The sequence below is a fragment of the Serratia sp. CY83965 genome, assembly GCF_052166375.1.
In the GTDB taxonomy this organism is placed as follows: domain Bacteria; phylum Pseudomonadota; class Gammaproteobacteria; order Enterobacterales; family Enterobacteriaceae; genus Serratia; species Serratia marcescens.
The window spans coordinates 108,751-128,530 of record NZ_JBJNOV010000005.1 but is presented as its reverse complement, the minus strand read 5'-3'; the positions used below and the strand labels follow the sequence as shown (position 1 = coordinate 128,530).

The window sequence follows — 19,780 nt, the reverse complement described above, 5'->3', positions numbered from 1 at the left end:
GATTATCGTATTGACGAAGTGAGTGACATTTCAAACGGGCTAAATCGGGTGACTTTTTAATCTTGCAATAACACACTTGCAGTTACCCTGTCACGTCAATCCACTCCGCTCCGGTGATGCTGGCCAGCCGTTGCGGCGCAATTCTCACGCCTGAGTTATCACTGCCGCCTGCCGGAAGCACTTCACTGTAGCTGCACAGACTGCGATCGCAGTAAACTCTCACCGTTGCCGGTGCGGCAAAGGGGCAAACGCCGCCGGGCGGATAGCCGGTCAGCGCCTCCACCTCCTCCGCCGGCAGCATGCGTGCCTTTACGCCAAAGAATTGCTTGTACTTCTTGTTATCGATTCTGGCGGTTCCCGCCATCACCAACAACACCACGCCGTCGTTCACGCGAAACGAAAGCGTCTTGGCGATCTGCCCGCCCTCCACGCCAAAGGCTTCCGCCGCCAGCGCTACCGTCGCGGTGTTCTTTGCCAGCACCGTCACCGCCGTTTCCGGCGCGTGCTCGGCCAGAAATCGCTGAACGCGCTCTACACTCATGCCCTTCCTCCAGATGTTGCTAAGCCATTGATAATGCCGTGGTGACGGTTTCGGTTTTAACATCGCATGCTAAAAATGAGAATCAAAATTGTTCAAATCGGTGAATCTGAACAAAGCTTTAAGGGGCCAACGCCTTTTTATCTATCATTTTTCATGGAGATACCAGTATGACCACGCAAACGACAGCAAGGCCTTCAGCGGCCGCGGTGGCCGTCTATGAATGGCTCAATCCGATACCCTATGGATTTTTTACCGCGGCGCTCATTTTCGACATCATCTATGCCTGCACGGCGAATATTCAATGGGTCAATGGTGCCAGTTGGCTGATCGCCATCGGCCTGATTTTTGCCATCATTCCCCGACTGATTAACCTGGTGCAGGTGTGGTTCGGCAGCGGCCGGCTACAGGGCTTATCGGTCAAGCTCCATTTCTGGCTGAATCTGTTGGCCATCGTTCTCGCCATTATCAACGCTTTCGTGCATAGCCGGGATGCGTATGCCGTGGTGCCGCAAGGCCTGGTGCTGTCTGCGATCGTGGTCGCGCTGCTGAGCTTCGCCAACATTCTGCTGGCCGTGAGCGCCCGCGCAAAATAAGGAGGTTTTCATGAAGCTATCATCCATCGCGATTGCGCTTTCGGCCGTACTGGCGCTGGCCGGCTGCGATAACAGTGCCGTCATTTCGCCGGAACAACAAATGGGGCCGGATCCGGCATTGCCGGCGGCGCAAGATTTCCTGATGCCGCCGATGCAGGTGCCAAAGGGCGTGGGCTGGCAGCAAAACCAGATGCCGAAAGTCGCCGAAGGCTTGAAAATCGACAAGGTGGCAGACGGTTTGCTGCACCCGCGTCAGTTGCTTACCCTGCCCAACGGTGATGTGTTGGTGGTGGAGGCCAACGGGCCGGGCACCGAAGCGGTCAGCACACCCAAGCAGCTGATCGCCGGGCTGGTTAAGGGGCAGTCAGGTAAAGGGGGAAAAGGCGGTAACCGCATCACCCTGTTGCGCCCCACCGCCGACGGCAGCTGGGAAAAGCATGTCTTCCTCGAGGGGCTCGATTCTCCATTCGGCGTTCAGCTGATTGGCAACACCCTGTATGTGGCCAACACCGGCAATATCATGCAGTACGCCTATCAGCCGGGCGAAACGCGCATCAGCGATCCGGGTAAAGAGCTGGCCGATCTGCCGGACACCATCAACCATCATTGGACCAAGGCCCTGCTGGCCAGCCCGGACGGTAAAAAGCTGTATGTCGGCGTTGGATCCAACAGCAACATCACCGAAAACGGCCTGGCCGTAGAGTACCGGCGCGCCGCCGTGTTGGAAGTGGACACCGCCTCCGGCGCCAGCCGCATCTTCGCCAGCGGCCTGCGCAATCCGACCGGGCTGCAGTGGGAACCGCACAGCGGCAAGCTGTGGGCCATCGTCAACGAGCGTGACGAGATCGGCGCCGATCTGGTGCCGGACTACCTGACCTCGGTACAGGACGGCGGCTTCTACGGCTGGCCTTACAGCTATTTCGGCCAGCACGTCGATCGTCGGGTGCAGCCGGCGCGGCCGGATCTGGTGGCGAAAGCCATCAAGCCGGACTACGCCCTCAGCTCGCACGTCGCGCCGCTGGGGCTGCTGTTCTACACCGCAAGCGCTCTGCCGGCCGACTATCGCGGCGGCGCCTTTGTCAGTGAGCACGGCAGTTGGGATCGCTCGCCGCTGAACGGCTACCGGGTCAGCTACGTGGCGTTCGAACAAGGCAAGCCGGTCGGTAAACTCAAAGCGGTAGTCACCGGCTTTGTCTCCGACGACGAGAAGGAACTCTATGGCGCGCCGGTTGGATTAGCGGTCGACAAGGCCGGCGCCCTGCTGATTGCGGATGACGTGGGCAACACCGTTTGGCGCGTCAGCGCTAAATAACGTTAACGTGCAGGTTCCGATGAACCTGCACGTGACATTGTCACTTGATGCTTTGCGCCAACCAGACCGTTCTTCCCCCGCAGGCGGGATCTTCCACCACATGATCGACCACGCGGAAGCCGTTTTCCTGCAGCAGGCGCGTATACTCCTCCGGCGCCAGGCTGGCGTGAAACAGCGGCTGGCCTTCGAAATTGCCGATCGCCACGCCGTCTTCAGGGCCGCTGGTGAACATCAGTGCGGCATGCGGCTTGGCGTGCCGTCTGAACAGTAGAAACATGCGGCGCTGATCGTCGCGCGCCAGATGGAAGAAGCTGTCCCAGGCCAGCAGGCCATCGAATCTTGTCGCCAGATTCAGCCGGCGCATGTCCATCTGCCGCCACTCCTGCTGTGGAAAACGCTGCCGGCAGCGCGCGATCATCGCCTGCGCGCCGTCGATGCCGGTGACTCGATACCCTTGTTCGATAAAATAGGCGGCGATCGGCGCGCCATTGCCGCAGCCGAGATCCAGCAGCCGCGCGTTGGCCGGGGTAAGCTGCAAAAAGCGGTCGAGCCACGGCCGCTCGAACAGCGTGGTGGGTCTGAGGCGTTCCCAGGCGGCGGCATGTTCGTCATAAAGCGGAATAATCGTGCTCGCCAGTTCTTCCGTCATTAATATTGTCCCCGTCACGTTAGTGGCGCAATAAAAATAGCCTTTGGTCAGAATTAAAGCGCTTATCCGATAATATATTCATCAACAGGCCGTTGACCAGAAATAAAAGGTTTTAACATTTCGACATAAACCAGTACAATTCCCTCCCCTGTGTTAACCCTTTTTTAGGTTGATTGTGTCGTTAATTCAGCCCTCTGCATCGCGAAATCGGGCCGCCGCCTGGTTAGGGATGTTTGCCATTCTGATGTTGTTCATTGCGCCGGTGATCTCGCGATCTCTGGAGCATGTACGCGCCGGAAGTGCTGGAACGGCCGTCATGGCGGATTGCGGCATGGATATGCCGATGCATCACGGGATGCACTCGCCGCCGTCTGAACCTGAAAAAGCCTCGCAGCCGCTGATGCAGCACGGCGGCGGCCACCACAACATGGCGATGATGATGGACGACAGCGCCTGCGGCTACTGCGTGCTGTTGCTGCACGCGCCGCTGCTGGACGTGAGCCACGCCCCGCTGTTCTGGTCTCAGTCGCTGGCTTCGCGCCCGCCGCCGATCCGCTATCTCGTTCCCCTGTTTGCCCACGTCGTTCACACCGAATTACAGCCGCGCGCGCCCCCCCTCTCTTTCCTCTGATTTAACAATAAGCCCATTGCCGTTCTCTGTATTGCCGTTGATCGCTTCAACCCGGCGGAATTAATTCGCCCAACGATTAAGCACCGAGACGACATTATTAATCCGGTTATTTCCACGCTGATGGAATTAACCCCCGTATTTACCGATGGTGATTTTCGCCAGGCCGCCCCACGCCTGAATAATCCCTCGGCCAAGAACGGAAAAAAGTTAGCTTAAGGAAAGATGATGTTTAAACCCGTTTATAAAAAGAACGCCGCCGCCCGCGCCATCACCGCCGCCATGCCGCTGTTCCTGCTGGCTGGCCACGCGGCGCAGGCGCATCAGCACCCTGCCAACACAAAGGTTAATGATGGCGACGTGATCACCGTCACCGCACCGCTCTACTCTCCGCTGACCATCGTGACGTCACCGAAAACTCCGCGTCAGCCGGTGCCGGCCAGCGATGGCTCGGACTACCTGAAAACCATTCCCGGTTTTTCTCAGATCCGCAACGGCGGCACCAACGGCGATCCGGTGTTCCGCGGCATGTTCGGTTCGCGGTTGAAGATCCTCACCGACGGTTCGGAAATGCTGGGCGCCTGCCCATCGAGAATGGATGCGCCCACCTCTTACATCTCGCCGGAAAGTTTCGATCTGCTGACCATCACCAAAGGGCCGCAGACGGTGCTGTGGGGACCGGGATCGTCGGCGGGCACCGTGCGTTTCGAACGTGAACGCCCACGCTTCGACAAACCGGGCGTCAAGGGCAACGCCAGCGTGCTGACCGGCTCCAACGGCCGCTGGGACGAGAATATCGACGCCAGCCTCGGCGCCGAGCAAGGTTACTTGCGGGTGATGGCCAACAAATCTCGTTCCAACGATTATCAGGACGGCACCAATACGCGCGTGCCATCGCGCTGGGACAAGTGGAACGGCGATCTGGCGCTCGGCTGGACGCCGGACAACGATACGCTGCTGGAAGTGACCATGGGCCGCGGCAACGGCGAAGCGCGCTATGCCGGCCGCAGCATGGACGGTTCGCAGTTCAAGCGCGAAAGCCTGGGCATGCGGGTGGAAAAATCCAACATCGGCGAGGTGCTGGATAAGCTGGAAGCGCAGGTCTACTACAATTACGCCAACCACGTGATGGACAACGTCACCCTGCGCTCACCGGGCAGCGGCGGCATGGGTGGGCACGGTGGCCATGGCGGTATGGGCATGGGCGGCCATGGCGGACATATGATGTCCTCCGGCATGACGATGCAGCTCGATCGCCGCACCGTTGGCGGTCGCGTAATGGGCACCTGGCTGTGGCAGGACGTGAAGCTGGAAAGCGGCCTGGACACCCAAACCAACACCCATCGCAGCATGAGCCGCGGCAGCTGGGAAAAAGACGCCCAGTTCAACAGCTACGGCGCCTTCAGCGAACTGACCTGGTCCACCAGCGAACAGAATAAACTGATCGGCGGCGCGCGTCTCGATCGCACCCTGGTGGAAAACTTCCGCAACGGCGGCGACGCGGAGCGTTCCGACACCCTGCCGAGCGGTTTTATGCGCCTGGAGCACACGCTGGCCGAGCTGCCGCTGATGCTGTACGCCGGCGTCGGTTATACTGAGCGTTTCCCGGATTACTGGGAGCTGTTCTCGCCGAAGCTCGGCCCGAATGGCAGCAAGGATCCGTTCTCCAGCGTCAAGAGCGAGAAAACTACGCAGCTCGACATCGGCGCACAATACAACGGCAAGCGCTTCAACGGCTGGGTCTCCGCTTATGTGGGCCGCGTCGATGATTTCATCCTGTTCAAATACGATCCGCACAATGCGCGTCTCAGCCAGGCCGATAACGTCAACGCCAACATCATGGGCGGCGAAATGGGCATGGGTTATCAGTTGAGCGAGCACTGGAAAACCGACGCCAGCCTGGCCTACTCCTGGGGCAAAAACACCAGCGACGGCCGCCCGCTGCCGCAGATCCCGCCGCTGGAGGCGCGTCTGGGGCTGACCTACGAGTACGGCGACTGGAGCGGCACCGGGCTGTGGCGTTTGGTCAGCAGCCAAAACCGCGTGGCGATCAACGAAGGCAACGTGGTGGGCAAAGACTTTGCCGAAAGCGCCGGCTTCGGCGTGCTCTCCGCGAACGCCGCCTACAAGGTGAATAAAAACGTCAAGCTGAGCGCCGGTCTGGATAACATCCTGAACAAGACCTACAGCGAGCACCTCAACCTGGCGGGCAACAGCGCCTTCGGCTATTCGGCCAACAGCGCGGTGAATGAACCGGGCCGCACCCTGTGGGCCAAGGTTAACGTCACCTTCTAAACCGTTCACCGGGCGATGGGCAACCGTCGCCCGGTCATGCGATATGCGATCCGGTTCTTAGGATATGAGTTTTAAGTTTTTCCCATTCGGTTAGGCGGCGATTACTATCGTCCTCAGGTTAATCATGGCCCCGGAGGGAATATGCAAAAGATCACTCGTTTTCTGGCCCTGCTCGGCGAGCTGATGATCGAAAAAGCCGAAGACGCCGCGCCGCAAGCTGCTCAGCCTGACGATCGCGACGACGCGTTGCCACCGCGCCTCGAACGCGGCGTTCCGCTGGCCGACCGCTTCCTGTTCATGTAATTTCCCGCGCTGTTTACATTAGCCCGATCACACTGAACGCACGATATGTTCGCGCAGCCACCGGTGAGCGGGATCCCGATGCGATCGTTCGTGCCACAGCATCGTCATTTCAAAACCCGGCACCGCCAACGGCGGTTTGAGTTGCTGCAATAACGGTTGGTTGCGCACCAGCCGCTCCGGCAACATCGCCACCAAATCGGACTGCGTCAGTACCGAGATCACGAAGAGAAAATGCGGCACGGAAAGCACCACGCGCCGCGTCAGCCCCACGTCCGCCAGCGCCTGGTCGGTGATGCCGTAGAAACCGCCACCGTCCGGCGAAACCATCACCTGCTCCAATAGGCAGAATTGCGCCAGCGTCAGGTTTTCATGCAGCTTAGGGTGACCGACTCTGCCCACCAGCACATAGCGTTCACGGAATAGCGTACGCTGACGCAGACCGGGCGGCGCCCCTTCGCGGGTGTGAAACGCCAGATCGATCTCTCCCTGTTCCGCCAGTTTGGCGATGCGTGACGGCGCGGTTTCCAGCACCGCCAGCCGGGTGCCGGGCGCCGCCGTGCGCAAACCGTTCAGCGCCGGCAGGACGATGGTGGATTCGCCGTAGTCGAAGGCGGCCACACGCCAGATATCGGTCGCCACAGCGGGATCGAACGGCGTCGCCGGCGTCACCGCCAACTCAAGCGCCGCCAGCGCCTGACGCAGCGGTTCCCGCAGTTGCTCCGCTCTGGCGGTCGGACGCATGCCGCGCGGGCCGGGCAACAGCAGCGGATCGTCAAAGATCGCCCGCAGTTTGGCGAGATGCACGCTGACTGCCGGCTGAGAGAAATTGAGCCGCTGCGCCGCGCGCGTGACGTTGTGCTCAGCCAGCAGCGCGTCGAGCGTCACCAGCAGATTGAGATCCAGCCGCCTTAAATTATTCATGCTTATACCTGGGATAACAGTAATTCATTTCTAATATACCTTGTGACGCCCTACTCTGCAGCTCTCACACCAAGGAGCGTTGTTATGAATGTGCTGATTGTTTACGCCCACCCGGAGCCGCAGTCGCTGACCGGCTCACTGAAAAACTTCGCCGTTGAGCGCCTGACGCAGGCCGGCCATCAGGTACAGGTGTCCGATCTGTACGCCATGAAGTGGAAAGCGGCACTTGACGCCAACGACAGCCTGGATGGCGCATCAGGCCCACGTTTCGATCCTTCGCTGGATTCCCGGCGCGCGTTTGCCAACGGCGTGCAGAGCGCCGATATCGAACGGGAGCAGCAAAAATTGCGCTGGGCGGACGCGGTGCTGTTGCAGTTTCCGCTGTGGTGGTTCTCGATGCCGGCGATGCTGAAAGGCTGGTTCGAGCGTGTCTATGCCTATGGTTTTGCCTATGGCGTCGGTGAGCATTCCGATACCCATTGGGGCGATCGTTACGGCGAGGGTATGTTGGCAGGCAAACGGGCGATGCTGATCGTCAGCGCCGGCGGCTGGGAATCCCATTACGCCCCACGCGGCATCAACGGGCCGATCGACGATATTCTGTTCCCGATCCAGCACGGCATGCTGCATTACCCGGGGTTCGAGGTGTTGCCGCCGTTCGTCACCTACCGCGCCGGTAAGACCGACGAGACGCGCTTTGCCGCCCTGTGCGAACAGCTCGGACAGCGGCTCGATAATCTGTGGCACACCGAGCCGATTCCGTTTCGGCGGCAGAACGCCGGTGACTACCTGATCCCGCAGTTGACGCTGAAAGCCCATCTGGCGCCGGGGCAAGACGGTTTTAGCATTCACCTGAAATAGCGCGAGCCGCTCCCCTTATCGCGGCGCTGACACAGCGCCGCCCCCCAGGAGGAGTTTGGCGCCCAATCCCATCATGACCACGCCCGTAAATCGCTGCTGCCAGACCAACAAACGGGGATTGCGGGCGAGCCATTGCCCCACGGTGCCGGAGGCCATAGCGACAGAGCCCAGCGAAAGGATCCCGGCCAGCTTCTGAATGGAACCTAAAACAAGCAATTGCAACCAAACCGGCCCGGTTTCAGGGTTAACAAACTGCGGGAGAAAAGCAAACATGAACAGCAGCGACTTAGGGTTGGTCAGGCTGTTAATCGCCCCTTCTTTCACCGCCTGTCACCCGGTCATCATCCGGGGTTTCAGCACGGCATCGGAACGCTGCCGGCTTACCTTCAGCATTTTTATCCCCAGCCAGACCAGATAGGCGGCCCCAACCCAACGCAATACGTCCAACGCCAGCGGATAACTATGCAACAGCGTGGCGAGGCCGAGCACCAGCATGGAAACCTGCACCATACCGGCGACAAAAACCATGCCGAAAACATTGAGCAGCGCGATGCGACGACCTTGGCCGATACCCCGGGCCAGCGTGAGCATCATATCCGGTCCGGGAGAGAGTTCCAGAAGGGTGAGTGCAACAAGAAAAGCAATAAACGTTTCGGCTGAAGGCATGGGGTTATCACCGGCGAGTCAAAGAATACGGCAATCATATTCCTCCCCGGACATTCGCAACAGCACTATCAGACGCATCCGGGAAGTCTCGTTAATTCAGGGCGGCGAGAAATGCCCGATAGCCCTGCGCGCTGCTGTCCAACTCGTGCTGCTGAACCTGCTCTGCCGTGCCGTCCGAAGCGGCTTCCCTGCCGTAAAAGGCAAAGAACGAAGCATAGTCGGCCCGCACGTAATCGGCGGTCACTTCAAACGGCCGGAAGATCTCCTCCAGCGAGTAGCGATAACGCCCTTCACGCGCGTAATCTTCTGCGCGCACGCCCGCCGTGACCGCCAGCGCCAGTTTCTTGTTCTGCATCTTATAGCCGCTGCGAGAACCGTAGGCCCAGCCGTAGGTGAGCACGTCGTCCAGCCATTTTTTCAGCAGCGGCGGGCTGCTGAACCAGTAAATCGGGAACTGCAGCACGATGTTGTCATGCGCTTCAATCAACTGCTGTTCTTTGGCGACGTCGATCTGCCAGTCCGGATAGGCCTGATGCAGTTCGTGCACGGTATACAGCGCCGGATAGCGGCGCAGTTCCTCCAGCCAACGTTTGTTGACCACCGAGTTCGCCATATCGGGATGTGTCACTACCACCAACGTTTTCATACTGATCTCTCCAGTCAGGTGTTTCGACGCATCTTAGGGTATGCTGACAGAATGTAAAATACGCACACTCACGACACATACTTACCCTGGAGAAAGTGTAAATGACCGCCGAATCCCACTGCAGCCCTACGGGCATCAGCCTTGAAGACACCGGCTATGGCTACACCCTGTCGGTGATCAACGGTAAATACAAAATGATTATTCTCTACTGGCTGGCGTTGTATAAGCCGGTATTGCGGTTCAACGAACTGCAGCGCTGCATCGGCACCATTTCGTATAAAACGCTCAGTTCGACGCTGAAAGAGCTGGAAAAAGATCGCCTGGTGGTGAGAAAGGAGTATCCGCAGATCCCGCCCAAGGTGGAGTACAGCCTGTCCGAGCGCGGACGTTCGCTGATCCCGGTGATCGACATGATGTGTAACTGGGGGGAGCAGCACCGGCCGGAACCGCCGGTGCCGTGAGGGGTTAGTTGTCCGCCGCCGCTGAGGTTGCCGGCGCGGGTTCATCGTGCTCAACCAGCGCGTCCGCCGGCCGGCACTGGCGCAACGTGCGTACGCTGAAAGCCACCAGCACGCCCAACAAGGCGGCGAATGCGCCAAACGACAGCACGCTCATCAACGGGGTAAATACCCGGCCCAGTACGCCGAGCCCCAGCGCGCCGATCGAATCGCCGGTTACGTCCTGCGCGGTGCCGAGGCTGTTCACCCGCCCCAGCAGATGGTCCGGCGTGTTGCTCTGGATCAGCATGAACTGCAGAAGTGAGGCGATGGCGTTGGCGTAGCCGTAGCACACCAGCGCCAGCAGCGCCGGCGCCAGGTGGCTGAACAGCCCCAGTGACGCGATGGCGGTAAACGCGACGATGGCGGCGATCAGGATCAGCACGCCAGGGCGAGAGAAACGCCCCACCCAGCCGCTGGTCAGCGCGCCCAGCATCGCGCCAAGCGGCACCGCGGAATACATCAGGCCGATAGAGGACGCCCCGACGTGGTAAGCGTCCTGCGCCAGCGCCGGGAACAGCACCCTGACGGCGCCGACGATGCTCATCAGCATCCCCAGCAGCACCACCGAGCCGACCACTTTATTGCGCCAGACAAACTGGAAGCCGCTGGCGAGCGCGCGCAGCGGATGTTCCGGCTCCTGCTGCTGCGGCAACAGCGTCGGCAAGCGCACCAGCGGCACAAGGGTGCCCAGCGTCCCTGCCGCCGCGACGGCAAACGCCAGCCCCACGCCGCCGAACACGATGATAATCCCGCCCAGCGCCGGCGCCAGGATCGCACCGATGCGCACCGTCACCATGCTCAAGGCCCCCGCCGCCGCCAGGTTTTCGCGCCCGACCAGCAGCGGGATCACCGCCATCAGCGCCGTCATGCCCAGCGCGCCGAAGAAGCCGTCCCAGGCCGCCAACAGGTAGAGCGCCCACAGCGACGGGGCCGGGGCGAAGGCGTTCAGACTCAGGGCGACAAAGCCCAGCCCGCAGGTGCCGCGCGCAAACAGGATCAGCTTGCGGCGATCGTAGCGATCGGCGAGTACCCCGCCCAGCATCAGGCCGATAAACATGCCCACGCCGTCCAGCGCCACCGCGACCCCCACCTGCAACGTGGAGCCGGTCATCGCCTGGATCTGAATCGGCACCCCCACCGCCAGCATGCCGAGGGAAAACACCGACAGCATGCGGGCGCAGAAAATCGCGCGGAAATGCGCATTGCTTCTCAGCAAACTGAAATCAAGAAAAAAAGAAGGTCTGGCCATAGTGTCCTGCATATCATGTTTTAGTGCGGGCCGGGACGCACGCCCCGGCCCGGTTGCGTTATACCAACCCGTATTGCCGCGTCAGGAGCGAATGCAACAGCGGCCCGAGCGTCTCCAGCGAGGCCGGCGACAGAATGTCCGCGTGCTCGCAGCTTTGGTGATGACAGATCAGCCCATCCAGATACGGCGCCCACACGGCGTTGATATCCATCTCCGGCGGCAGCGTCCGGTCGGCGACGAACAGCGTCGCCGTGCCGTGGAAACGCCGGCTGCGCGCCTGAGACAGAAGGCGCACCGCGTCGCGGTAGTTGGCGACGATGCTGTCGAACATCGCTGCCTTCTCCGCCATCAGCGCCGGATCGCCATGATCTTCCGCCATAAACTCGGCCTGTTCCTGCGCCACCTCCTTCTGCGCCTCCTCCTCGCTGGGGCCGGTCCAGTCCTGGCCTTCCGGCGGATAGGTATCCAGCATGCCGAGGAACGCCACCTCTTCGCCCTGCTGCTGCAAACGCGCGGCCATCGAGTGCGCCAGCGTGCCGCCGAGCGAATAGCCCAGCAGGTAATAAGGCCCCTGCGGCTGCAGGCGGCGCAGAGTGGCGAGATGACGATCGACCATCTGCTCAATGTCCTCGCAGGTGGCGATGGCGCCATCCGGCCTTGGCGACTGCAGGCCGATGATCGGGTAACTCCCCGGCAGATAACGGCTCAGCCCCGAGTACTGCCAGGCGAAACCGGAAGCCGGATGCAGACAGAACAGCGCCGGGCCTTGGCCGGCCCGCAGCTGCAGGCACTCGCCGACGCCGCGGCTTTCGGCCGAGTTGGCGGCCTGCGCGTCATCGAGCAGGTGCGCCATCTTCTCCAGGCTGCGGGCGAACATGATTTGCCCGACGCTCAACGGCCGCGGGACGCGCCGCCGCAGCTCCGCCGCCAAACGCATCGCCAGCAGCGAGTGGCCGCCCAACGCGAAGAAGTCGTCGTCGGCATACACCGTCTCGCGCCCCAGCAGTTCCCCGAACAGCGCCGCCAGCAGGCGTTCGCTGTCGCTGTGCGGCCCGCGGCCGCTCTGCGGGTTCAACTGCGGCCGCGGCAACGCCTTGCGATCCAGCTTGCCGCTGGCGCTGAGCGGGAAGCTGTCGGTCATGACATAGCTGACCGGCATCATATGCGCCGGCAAACGCGCCTCCAGCGCCTGATGCAGCGCGCCGGTATCCAGCGTCACGCCCGGTTGGGCGATCAGCCAGGCGACCAACTGGCGCATATCGGCGCCGCCCAGCCCCGTCGCGCCCTCGCTTAATTCGATGGCGTGCACCGCCGCTTGCGCTACCCCCGGCTGCGCCAGCAGCGCCTGTTCGATTTCGCCCAGCTCGATGCGCTGGCCGCGGATCTTCAGCTGATCGTCACTGCGGCCCAAATACTCGACGCTGCCGTCCTCCAGCCAGCGAGCGATATCGCCGGTGCGATACATGCGCGCGCCGTTGCCGGCGGGATCGGCGACAAACCGCTGCGCCGTCAACTCCGGCCGATGCAGATAGCCGTCGGCCAGCTGAATGCCGCGCAGGTAGAGATCGCCGGCGCAGCCGACGGGCACCGGCCGCAGCATGGCGTCGAGAATGCTCAGTTGGGTGTTCCAGACCGGTTTGCCGATCGGCACGCCGGCGCCGTTCACCGCCGCCAATGCCTCGCCGGACGCCGGCTGATAGGTAACATCGACCGCCGCCTCCGTCGGGCCATACAGGTTGTGCAGCGGCGCGGCGACCAACGCCTGATAGCGGGAAGCCAGTTCGCACGACAGCGCTTCGCCGCTGCAGAACACGCGTTTCAGGCTGGCGGCGGCGCGCCGTGGCGCCCGCTCGTTCAAGGCCTCCACCCAGATAGCCAACATGGACGGAACGAAATGCAGCGTGGTCACGCCATAGTCGTCGATCAAGGTCGTCAGCGCCTGCGGATCGCGGTGCGCCTCCGGCGGCGCCATCACCAGGCGCGCGCCGACCATCAGCGGCCAGAAGAACTCCCAGACGGAAACGTCGAAGCTGCACGGCGTTTTCTGCAGGACCACGTCCTGCGCATCGAGCGCATACTCGTGCTGCATCCAGAACAGGCGGTTGACGATCGCCCGGTGGTTCACCACCACGCCTTTCGGCCGCCCGGTAGAGCCTGAGGTATACAGCACGTAGGCGGGATGATCGCCGCTCCCCGCCGGTGGGCGCGGCGCCGGTTCGCGCCCGCTGTCGTCCAGCGCATCGAACCGCAGCGTCGGCGCCAGCGCGGCGAAGCGGGCATCCAACGCGCTTTCGGTGATAATCAGCTGCGGTTTGGCGTCCTCCACCATGTAGGCCAGCCGCTCGTCCGGGTAACCGGTATCCAGCGGCAGCCAGGCGGCGCCGGTTTGCACAATCGCCGTCAGCGCCAGGCTGAGGCGCACGGAACGCGGCAACGCCACCGCGACGATATCGCCCGGCTGAATGCCGGCCGCCGTCAGCCGTTCGGCCAACAGCGCGGCCTGGCGCTGCATGTCACGGTAGCTGAGGCTGTGCCAGGCGTCCTGCAGCGCGATGCGTTCCGGCGTGCGCCGCGCTTGATCGGCGATCGCCTGATGCAAGGTGGTGTCCGCCACCGCCTGCCCGGTGCGGTTGACCGCCGCGATCAGCGCCTGCTCCTGCGGCGTTTGCAATTGCCAGCGCGGCAGCGGCAGATCCGGCTGGGCAATCCACTGTTGCAGCAGCGCCATCAGCCGCGCGGCGAAGCGTTCAGGCTGCGGCACCGAATCGCGGTACTCCATCAGCAGACGCAGGCGCTCGCCCGGCAGCACCAGCAGCGTCAGCGGATAGTGGGTATAGCCTTTGTTACGGATAGCGTTGCAGCGCAGCGACCCTTCGCCGCCCAGCAGAGCGTCGTTGTCCGGATAGTTTTCCACCACCAATAGCGTATCGAACAGCGTGCCCGCCCCTGCCAGGTGCTGGATTTCCCCCAATCCCAAATCGTCGTGCTCCAGCAGTTCAATCTGCCGGTGCTGCAGTTCGGTCAGCTGTTCCGTCAACGAACGGTCATGCTGCAGACGAACCCGCACCGGCAGCGTGTTGCTGAACAGGCCAACGTGTTCCTCGACCCCTTCTATCTGGCCAAAGCGGCCGGAAACCGGCGAGCCGAACACCACGTCCTGATGGCCGCAACAGCTGGCCAGCTGCAGCGCCCAAATGCCCTGCATCACGGTATTGAGCGTCAACCCGCGTTCGCGGCACAGGGTCAGCAAGCGCCTTTCCTCGGCCGGCGGCAGCGTCATTTCCAACTCCTGCACGCGATCGTCCTGCGCTTCACCGAACAGCAACGTCGGGCGCACATCCTGCAGCGTCTCACGCCAGAGGCGGCGCGAAGCTTCAGCATCCCGCGCGGTCAGGCGGCGCACGATATCGGCGTAGTTCGAACGCAGCGGCGGCAATGCCTGCTCGCCTTCACGCAATGCCAGCATCAGATCGTTGAGCACCACCGGCGTCGACCAGCCGTCGACGATCAGGTGGTGCGCGTTAAGGAACAGCGTGTAGCGTTCGCTATCGCCGTGTTTGATCCCCAGCGCATGCAGCATCGCGCCCGGCTGATTAAACAGATCGCGCTGCAGCTCTTTCTGCTCCAGCTCATTCAGCGCCTGCATTTCTTGCTCTTCGGACAGCGGCGGCAGCCTGTGGCTGTCCAGCGGCCAATGGCTTTCCTGCGGTATCAGCTGCAGCGGTTCGCCCTCGCGGTTGAATCGGGCGGCCAGCTGCGGATGGCGGCGGATCACCGCATTCAGCGCCTGCTGGAGTTGATGTTCGTCCAGTTCGCCGCAGAGGCTCAGGCGCGTCAGCGAGTTATAGCTGCCGCCCTGCTGCGCCGTCTGCGCATGGAACAGCAGGCCGTGCTGCAACGGCAACAGCGGCAGCGCCGCGGCCAACGGCCCGCACTCCCGCTCCCAGGCGCGCACCGCCTCATCGTCGGCGCCCGGCTGGGCGATCTCGGCCGCGACCAACGTCGCCGCCGCGCGATCGGGATGCCGTTCGGCAAATTCGCACAGCGAACGCACCGCTTGTTCGATGCCGCTGTGCAACTGCGCAATGTCGCTCTCGCTGAAAATCCCCTCCAGCCAGCTCCAGTTGATCGCCAGACACGCGCCGTCGCGCCGCTCTTCGACAAAGATATTCACTTCCAGGCCATACGACAGCGCCTGCTGCGCATCCTGCGCCACGGCGAAGGCGTCGCGGAAGCGGGTTTGGCTGCGTTGCGGCGTCCATTGGCCCTCATCCTGGCCGAAACGTCCGAGGTAGTTGAACAAGATCTCCGGCGCATTGCGCTGCGCCAGCGCCGCCAGTTCGTCGCACTGTGGATGCAGATAACGCAGCTGGCCATAACCGACGCCGCGATCGGTCACCGCTCGCGTCGCCCGTTTCACCGCGCGCACGGCCTCATTGTGCTCAGCGTCATGCAGTTCGATGCGCAGCGGATACTCCGCCGTCAGCCAGCCGACGGTGCGGGCAAGATCGAGGCCGTCGTCCAGTTCGGCGCGGCCGTGCGACTCCAGAGAGAAACGCAGCGAAGCGGCCTGGAAACGCTGGCGGCAAGCCTGAGCCAGCGCGCACAGCATGATCTCTTCAACCTGGGCGCGGTATCCCTGCGGCAATGCGCCGAGCAGCGCGGCGGTCAGCCGGCTGTCGAGCAGCGTGCGTTTTTCCGATACGTCGCCCGTGCGATCGTTCAGCGGATCCAACGCTCGCCGCCCCAAACGCGGTGCGCCGTCCGCCAGCATCCGCCGCCAGAACGGCAGCTCGGTTTCCCGGCGTTCAGCGTCGGCTCGTAGGCGTGCAGACCACTCATAGAGCGAGGTTTCTTCCGGCGGCAATGTGATCGGCTGCCCCTGCATGGCGCTGTCGGCCCCCTGCCGCAGTTCGTCGAGCAGGATGCGCCATGAAACGCCGTCGACCACCAGGTGATGGATCGCCAGCACCAGCCCCAGGCTCTGCCCGTCGCGCTGCAACAGGATCGCCTGCATCATGGCACCGGCTGCCGGATCGAGATGGTCAAGCGCAGCATCAAACGCCTGTTCCGCCGCTGATTCCAGCTCACCGGACACGGTATCAACCTGCATCAGCTCACCGGCGGCGGCGGTTTCAACCACCAACTGACCGTCGCGGATCCGCGCGCCCAGCGCCGGGTGCGCCGCACGCAACTGCTCCAAGGCATAACGCAGCTGTTCCGGCTGCAGTTCGGCAGGCACGCGCAGGAAAACGCCGTGCGCGAAGCGACGATGCATATCGCCCGTCTCGGCAAACCAGTGCAGGATCGGCAGCCCGTCGATCGGGCCTTGCTGTACGCTGCGTGCGACCTGAGAGCCAACTACCAGCGGCTGCATCGCCTGCGCCATGCGCGCGGGGGTGTGCAGCGCGAAGATCTCGCGCGGCCGCAGCAGATACCCTTTGCGCCGCAGGGCGGTACCCAGCCCCATCGCCGAGATGCTGTCGCCGCCGAGCGCGAAGAAATCGTCGTCGGCGCCGACGCGATCCATCCCCAGCAGCTGCGCCATGGCGCCGCAAATCAGCCTTTCCTGCTCGGTGGCCGGTTCACGAATGCTTTGCGCCAGCGTCTCCTGCGGTTTGGGCAACGCCTGGCGGTCAATCTTGCCATTCACGTTGAGCGGCAGCTCCGGCATCACCACCAGGATCGCCGGCACCATATAATCCGGCAAACGCTGCGCCAATTGCCCCAGCAGCTCGCTTTGCAGCGTGGGTGAGGCGCGCCGCGCGTCATTCTGCACCGAGCAATAACCGATCAGGCGATAGGTGGCGCCGATCGGCTCGGCGATCACTACCGCCCGCCCCACGTCCGGCAAGGCGGCCAAGGCGCTTTCCACCTCACCCAGCTCGACGCGGAAGCCGCGCACCTTGATTTGGTGATCGGTCCGGCCAATGAACACCAGCTGGCCCTCCGCGCTCCAGCGCATCAGATCGCCGCTGCGGTACATCACCTCGCCCTCGACAAACGGATTGGCGACAAAACGCGCCGCCGTCAGATCCGGGCGCCGCAGGTAACCGCGCGCGATGCCTTTGCCGGAAATGTACAGCTCGCCCGCCGCGCCGATCGGCACCGGCTGCAGGCGGCCGTCGAGCAGCCAGACTTCGGTATTGGCGAGAGGACGGCCAATCACCGGCTGTTCGGCGGCCGTGACCGGCGCGCCGAGGGTATCGACGGTGTATTCGGACGGGCCGTAATAGTTGTGGATCTCCACCTCCGGATGTTGCTGCATCAGGTTCCACAGCGTCGGCGTCGCCGCCTCGCCGCCGATCATCACGAACGCCGGCAGCGGGAACTGCCCTTTCAGCAGGCCGCAGTCCACCAGTTGCGAGAAGAACGACGGCGTGATGTCCAGCAGATCGATCGGCGTCTGCTGGGTTTGTTCCAGCAGCGCCCAGGGGTCGCGGCGCAGCTCCTCATCGAAGATAACCAGTTCGCTGCCCATCATCATGCAGAACAGCGGTTCCCAAGAGGAGTCGAAAGAAAACGAGGCGGTATGGCCGGCGCGTAGGCGGCGTGCGTGGCGAGCCTGGAATTTTTCGATCGCCGGGCCGAACAGAGAGGCCTGGTGCGACAGGAACAGGTTCAGTAGCCCGCGATGCGTGGACATCACACCCTTGGGTTTACCGGTCGAGCCGGAGGTGTAAATCATATAGGCCAGATGCGCTTCGTTCAGCGGCACACGCCGTTCATCGTCCGTTATCGGCGCGGCCTCGGCGGCCGCCCAGCGCGCCAGGCACGCTGCGTCGTCCAGGCACAATACCTGCGGCAGATCCGGCATATTGACCTGCGTCGCGCGGTGGGTCAGCAGCATCGCCGGCCGCGCGTCGTCGCACATCAGCGTCAGGCGTTCACGCGGGTAATCCAGATCGAGCGGCATATAGGCCGCGCCGCTGGCCAACACGCCGAACAGCGCGACCAGCGTGTCCACCGAGCGCGGAATGCCGATGGCCACCACGTCTTCGGCGCCGATGCCGCTTTCGATCAGCACTCGCCCCAGCTGCATCACCCGTTCGGAGAGCTGACGGTAGCTGAGGCGCTCGTCGCCGCAGGCCACCGCCAACGCCTCGGGCTGCCGCTCAACCTGGCGCTGGAACGCATCCATGATTGACACCATGCCCGCCGGCGGCGTCAGATCGGCGCCGCGCCCCCAGGCCGCGAGTTGCCTTAGCTCCCCTTCGCTGATCAACGCCAGTTGACCGTTCGGCTGGTGCGGCTGCCGCGCCAACTGCTGCAGCCAATGGCCGATGCGCTCCGCGTGGTGATGCAAGGTGCGCGGCGAGTATTTGGCCGGGTTGGCGACCAACGACAGCGTCAGCACGCCGTTGCGAAAGCCGATCTCAAACTCCAGGTCATCGACCGGCCCCATCGCCAGCGTATGGGTAACGGCCGCCTGGCCGTCGAAGGACAAGGCGCTGTGGTAGACCTTGACGTTGATCACCGGGCCGTACAGTTCCTGATGGCCGCCGACCAGGCCGAGATCGCGTTTGATCTGCTCCGCTTCATAGCGTTGATGGCGGCGCGCCTGTTTGATTTGCGCCACGGTCGCCTGGCAGACGTCCGCCAGCGACATCTCCGGCGTCACGTTCAGCAGCAGCGGCAGCACGTTAACCACCGGGCCGACCGCCGCCAGCGCCTGGGAGCCCATACGGCGCATGAAAGGAAAGCCGAGTGAAAAACGGGTTTCGCCGCTCATGCGCGCCAGATACATCGCCAACGCCGCCGTGACGATATCGGCCGGTTGCAGCGACTGCAGCGCCGCATCGCGCAGCGCTTCGTCAAACAGCGATTCCGGCAACACCAGCGCCTGTTTGAGCGGCCGGGCACCCGGTTCAACCTCCCGACTCTCCGTCGATAATGACAGCGGCGACGGCAAATCGCGCAGATGCTGTTGCCAGAATTCGGCCGCCCGCCGGCGCGCCGGCGACGTTTGCCATTGCTGAAACTCTTCCACCACCTTGCCGAACGGGGTAAACGGCGAGGCCGCCGGAGACAGCCCGTGGCGCAGCGCGCGATAGATATCGGCGATCCGGCGGGTGATGGCTTCGAAACTGAAGCCGTCCAGGGTCAGATGATGAAAGCGCTGGTACCAGAACCAGCGATCGGCGCTGACGCGGATCACCGCATGGCGATAGAGCGGCCGCTTGCCGTCCGCAGGCAGATCCTGCGCCAAATCGTCGTTCATCAGTGCCAGCGCCGCTTGCTCGGCGTCCGGCCGCGCGCTGAAATCGAACCACTCCGGCGCCAGCACGCGCGCAGGATCGGCTATCAGCGGTAAACGCTGCACCGGCTGGCCGTCCTGCGCCTCAAAGAACCGCGCCTGAACCGTATCCGCTTCGGCCAGCCCCTGACGGATCGCGCGCTCCAGCGCCGAACGATCGATAGCGCCGTGCAGTTCGGTGTAGTGCGCCACGGCGAAGCTGTTGCGGCGCAGCGCGATTTGGTCGGCGATCCAGATCCCCGGTTGCGCAGCAACCAGCGGATAATCCCGATACTCGACCTGAGTATCCGGTAAAGAAAGCGTTTCTGACATGGTGTCTGTCCTTTCCCTCAAACGGAATATATCGATTGTGCCTGGCG

Annotated in this window: 13 protein-coding genes and 1 pseudogene; 7 read left to right on the top strand and 7 right to left on the bottom strand. The window is 62.8% G+C overall.

What is annotated here, in order from left to right; translation table 11 throughout:
• Positions 1 to 82: 82 nt before the first annotated feature.
• On the bottom strand, positions 83 to 541 hold the full coding sequence (locus tag ACJ8PL_RS14745; RefSeq protein WP_016927702.1) for a YbaK/EbsC family protein: 459 nt from the start codon (positions 539 to 541) through the stop codon (positions 83 to 85).
• A 167-nt stretch (positions 542 to 708) separates the two neighbouring features.
• Between ACJ8PL_RS14745 and ACJ8PL_RS14740 the strand changes: the two genes are divergently transcribed.
• Both ACJ8PL_RS14740 and ACJ8PL_RS14735 read left to right on the top strand, forming a co-directional pair.
• Positions 709 to 1,134 (top strand): DUF2231 domain-containing protein, encoded by a 426-nt coding sequence (locus tag ACJ8PL_RS14740; protein WP_028127428.1) that lies wholly within the window; start codon positions 709 to 711, stop codon positions 1,132 to 1,134.
• A 10-nt stretch (positions 1,135 to 1,144) separates the two neighbouring features.
• A complete protein-coding gene (locus ACJ8PL_RS14735) occupies positions 1,145 to 2,446 on the top strand; it encodes a PQQ-dependent sugar dehydrogenase (protein WP_016927700.1) in 1,302 nt (433 codons plus the stop codon).
• 40 nt (positions 2,447 to 2,486) lie between these two features.
• On the opposite strand, the gene ACJ8PL_RS14730 is transcribed toward ACJ8PL_RS14735, so the two are convergent.
• Positions 2,487 to 3,095 carry a class I SAM-dependent DNA methyltransferase gene (locus tag ACJ8PL_RS14730; protein WP_079452129.1) on the bottom strand — a complete coding sequence of 203 codons (609 nt, stop codon included), beginning with the start codon at positions 3,093 to 3,095 and terminating at the stop codon, positions 2,487 to 2,489.
• A 229-nt stretch (positions 3,096 to 3,324) separates the two neighbouring features.
• On the opposite strand from ACJ8PL_RS14730, the gene ACJ8PL_RS14725 reads away from it, so the two are divergent.
• The 3 genes from ACJ8PL_RS14725 (at position 3,325) to ACJ8PL_RS14715 (ending at position 6,321) form a co-directional block, all read left to right on the top strand.
• Positions 3,325 to 3,726 (top strand): DUF2946 domain-containing protein, encoded by a 402-nt coding sequence (locus ACJ8PL_RS14725; protein ID WP_097102021.1) that lies wholly within the window; start codon positions 3,325 to 3,327, stop codon positions 3,724 to 3,726.
• Positions 3,727 to 3,951: 225 nt separating this feature from the next.
• Entirely contained in the window at positions 3,952 to 6,018 is a 2,067-nt protein-coding gene (locus ACJ8PL_RS14720; protein WP_442531242.1) for a TonB-dependent copper receptor, read from the top strand.
• Between the two features lie 141 nt (positions 6,019 to 6,159).
• The gene (locus tag ACJ8PL_RS14715) at positions 6,160 to 6,321 is read left to right on the top strand and encodes a hypothetical protein (RefSeq protein ID WP_016927696.1); all 162 of its coding nucleotides are present in this window, start codon (positions 6,160 to 6,162) and stop codon (positions 6,319 to 6,321) included.
• A 27-nt stretch (positions 6,322 to 6,348) separates the two neighbouring features.
• Here ACJ8PL_RS14715 and ACJ8PL_RS14710 read toward each other — a convergent pair whose 3' ends face one another.
• Entirely contained in the window at positions 6,349 to 7,242 is an 894-nt protein-coding gene (locus ACJ8PL_RS14710; protein ID WP_016927695.1) for a LysR family transcriptional regulator, read from the bottom strand.
• Positions 7,243 to 7,326: 84 nt separating this feature from the next.
• Between ACJ8PL_RS14710 and ACJ8PL_RS14705 the strand changes: the two genes are divergently transcribed.
• Positions 7,327 to 8,103, top strand: a complete 777-nt coding sequence (locus ACJ8PL_RS14705) for an NAD(P)H-dependent oxidoreductase (protein WP_240294068.1) — start codon at positions 7,327 to 7,329, stop codon at positions 8,101 to 8,103.
• A 15-nt stretch (positions 8,104 to 8,118) separates the two neighbouring features.
• On the opposite strand, the pseudogene ACJ8PL_RS14700 reads toward ACJ8PL_RS14705, so the two are convergent.
• Both ACJ8PL_RS14700 and ACJ8PL_RS14695 read right to left on the bottom strand, forming a co-directional pair.
• Positions 8,119 to 8,769: pseudogene (locus tag ACJ8PL_RS14700) on the bottom strand (LysE family translocator).
• Positions 8,770 to 8,860: 91 nt separating this feature from the next.
• Positions 8,861 to 9,415 carry an NAD(P)H-dependent oxidoreductase gene (locus tag ACJ8PL_RS14695; RefSeq protein WP_016927692.1) on the bottom strand — a complete coding sequence of 185 codons (555 nt, stop codon included), beginning with the start codon at positions 9,413 to 9,415 and terminating at the stop codon, positions 8,861 to 8,863.
• Between the two features lie 101 nt (positions 9,416 to 9,516).
• On the opposite strand from ACJ8PL_RS14695, the gene ACJ8PL_RS14690 reads away from it, so the two are divergent.
• Positions 9,517 to 9,876 carry a winged helix-turn-helix transcriptional regulator gene (locus ACJ8PL_RS14690; RefSeq protein WP_016927691.1) on the top strand — a complete coding sequence of 120 codons (360 nt, stop codon included), beginning with the start codon at positions 9,517 to 9,519 and terminating at the stop codon, positions 9,874 to 9,876.
• 4 nt (positions 9,877 to 9,880) lie between these two features.
• Here the strand turns inward: ACJ8PL_RS14690 and entS are convergent, their stop codons facing one another.
• Both entS and ACJ8PL_RS14680 read right to left on the bottom strand, forming a co-directional pair.
• On the bottom strand, positions 9,881 to 11,164 hold the full coding sequence (gene entS / locus ACJ8PL_RS14685) for an enterobactin transporter EntS (RefSeq protein WP_016927690.1): 1,284 nt from the start codon (positions 11,162 to 11,164) through the stop codon (positions 9,881 to 9,883).
• 58 nt (positions 11,165 to 11,222) lie between these two features.
• The gene (locus ACJ8PL_RS14680; RefSeq protein WP_442531241.1) at positions 11,223 to 19,733 is read right to left on the bottom strand and encodes an amino acid adenylation domain-containing protein; all 8,511 of its coding nucleotides are present in this window, start codon (positions 19,731 to 19,733) and stop codon (positions 11,223 to 11,225) included.
• Positions 19,734 to 19,780 lie beyond the last annotated feature (47 nt).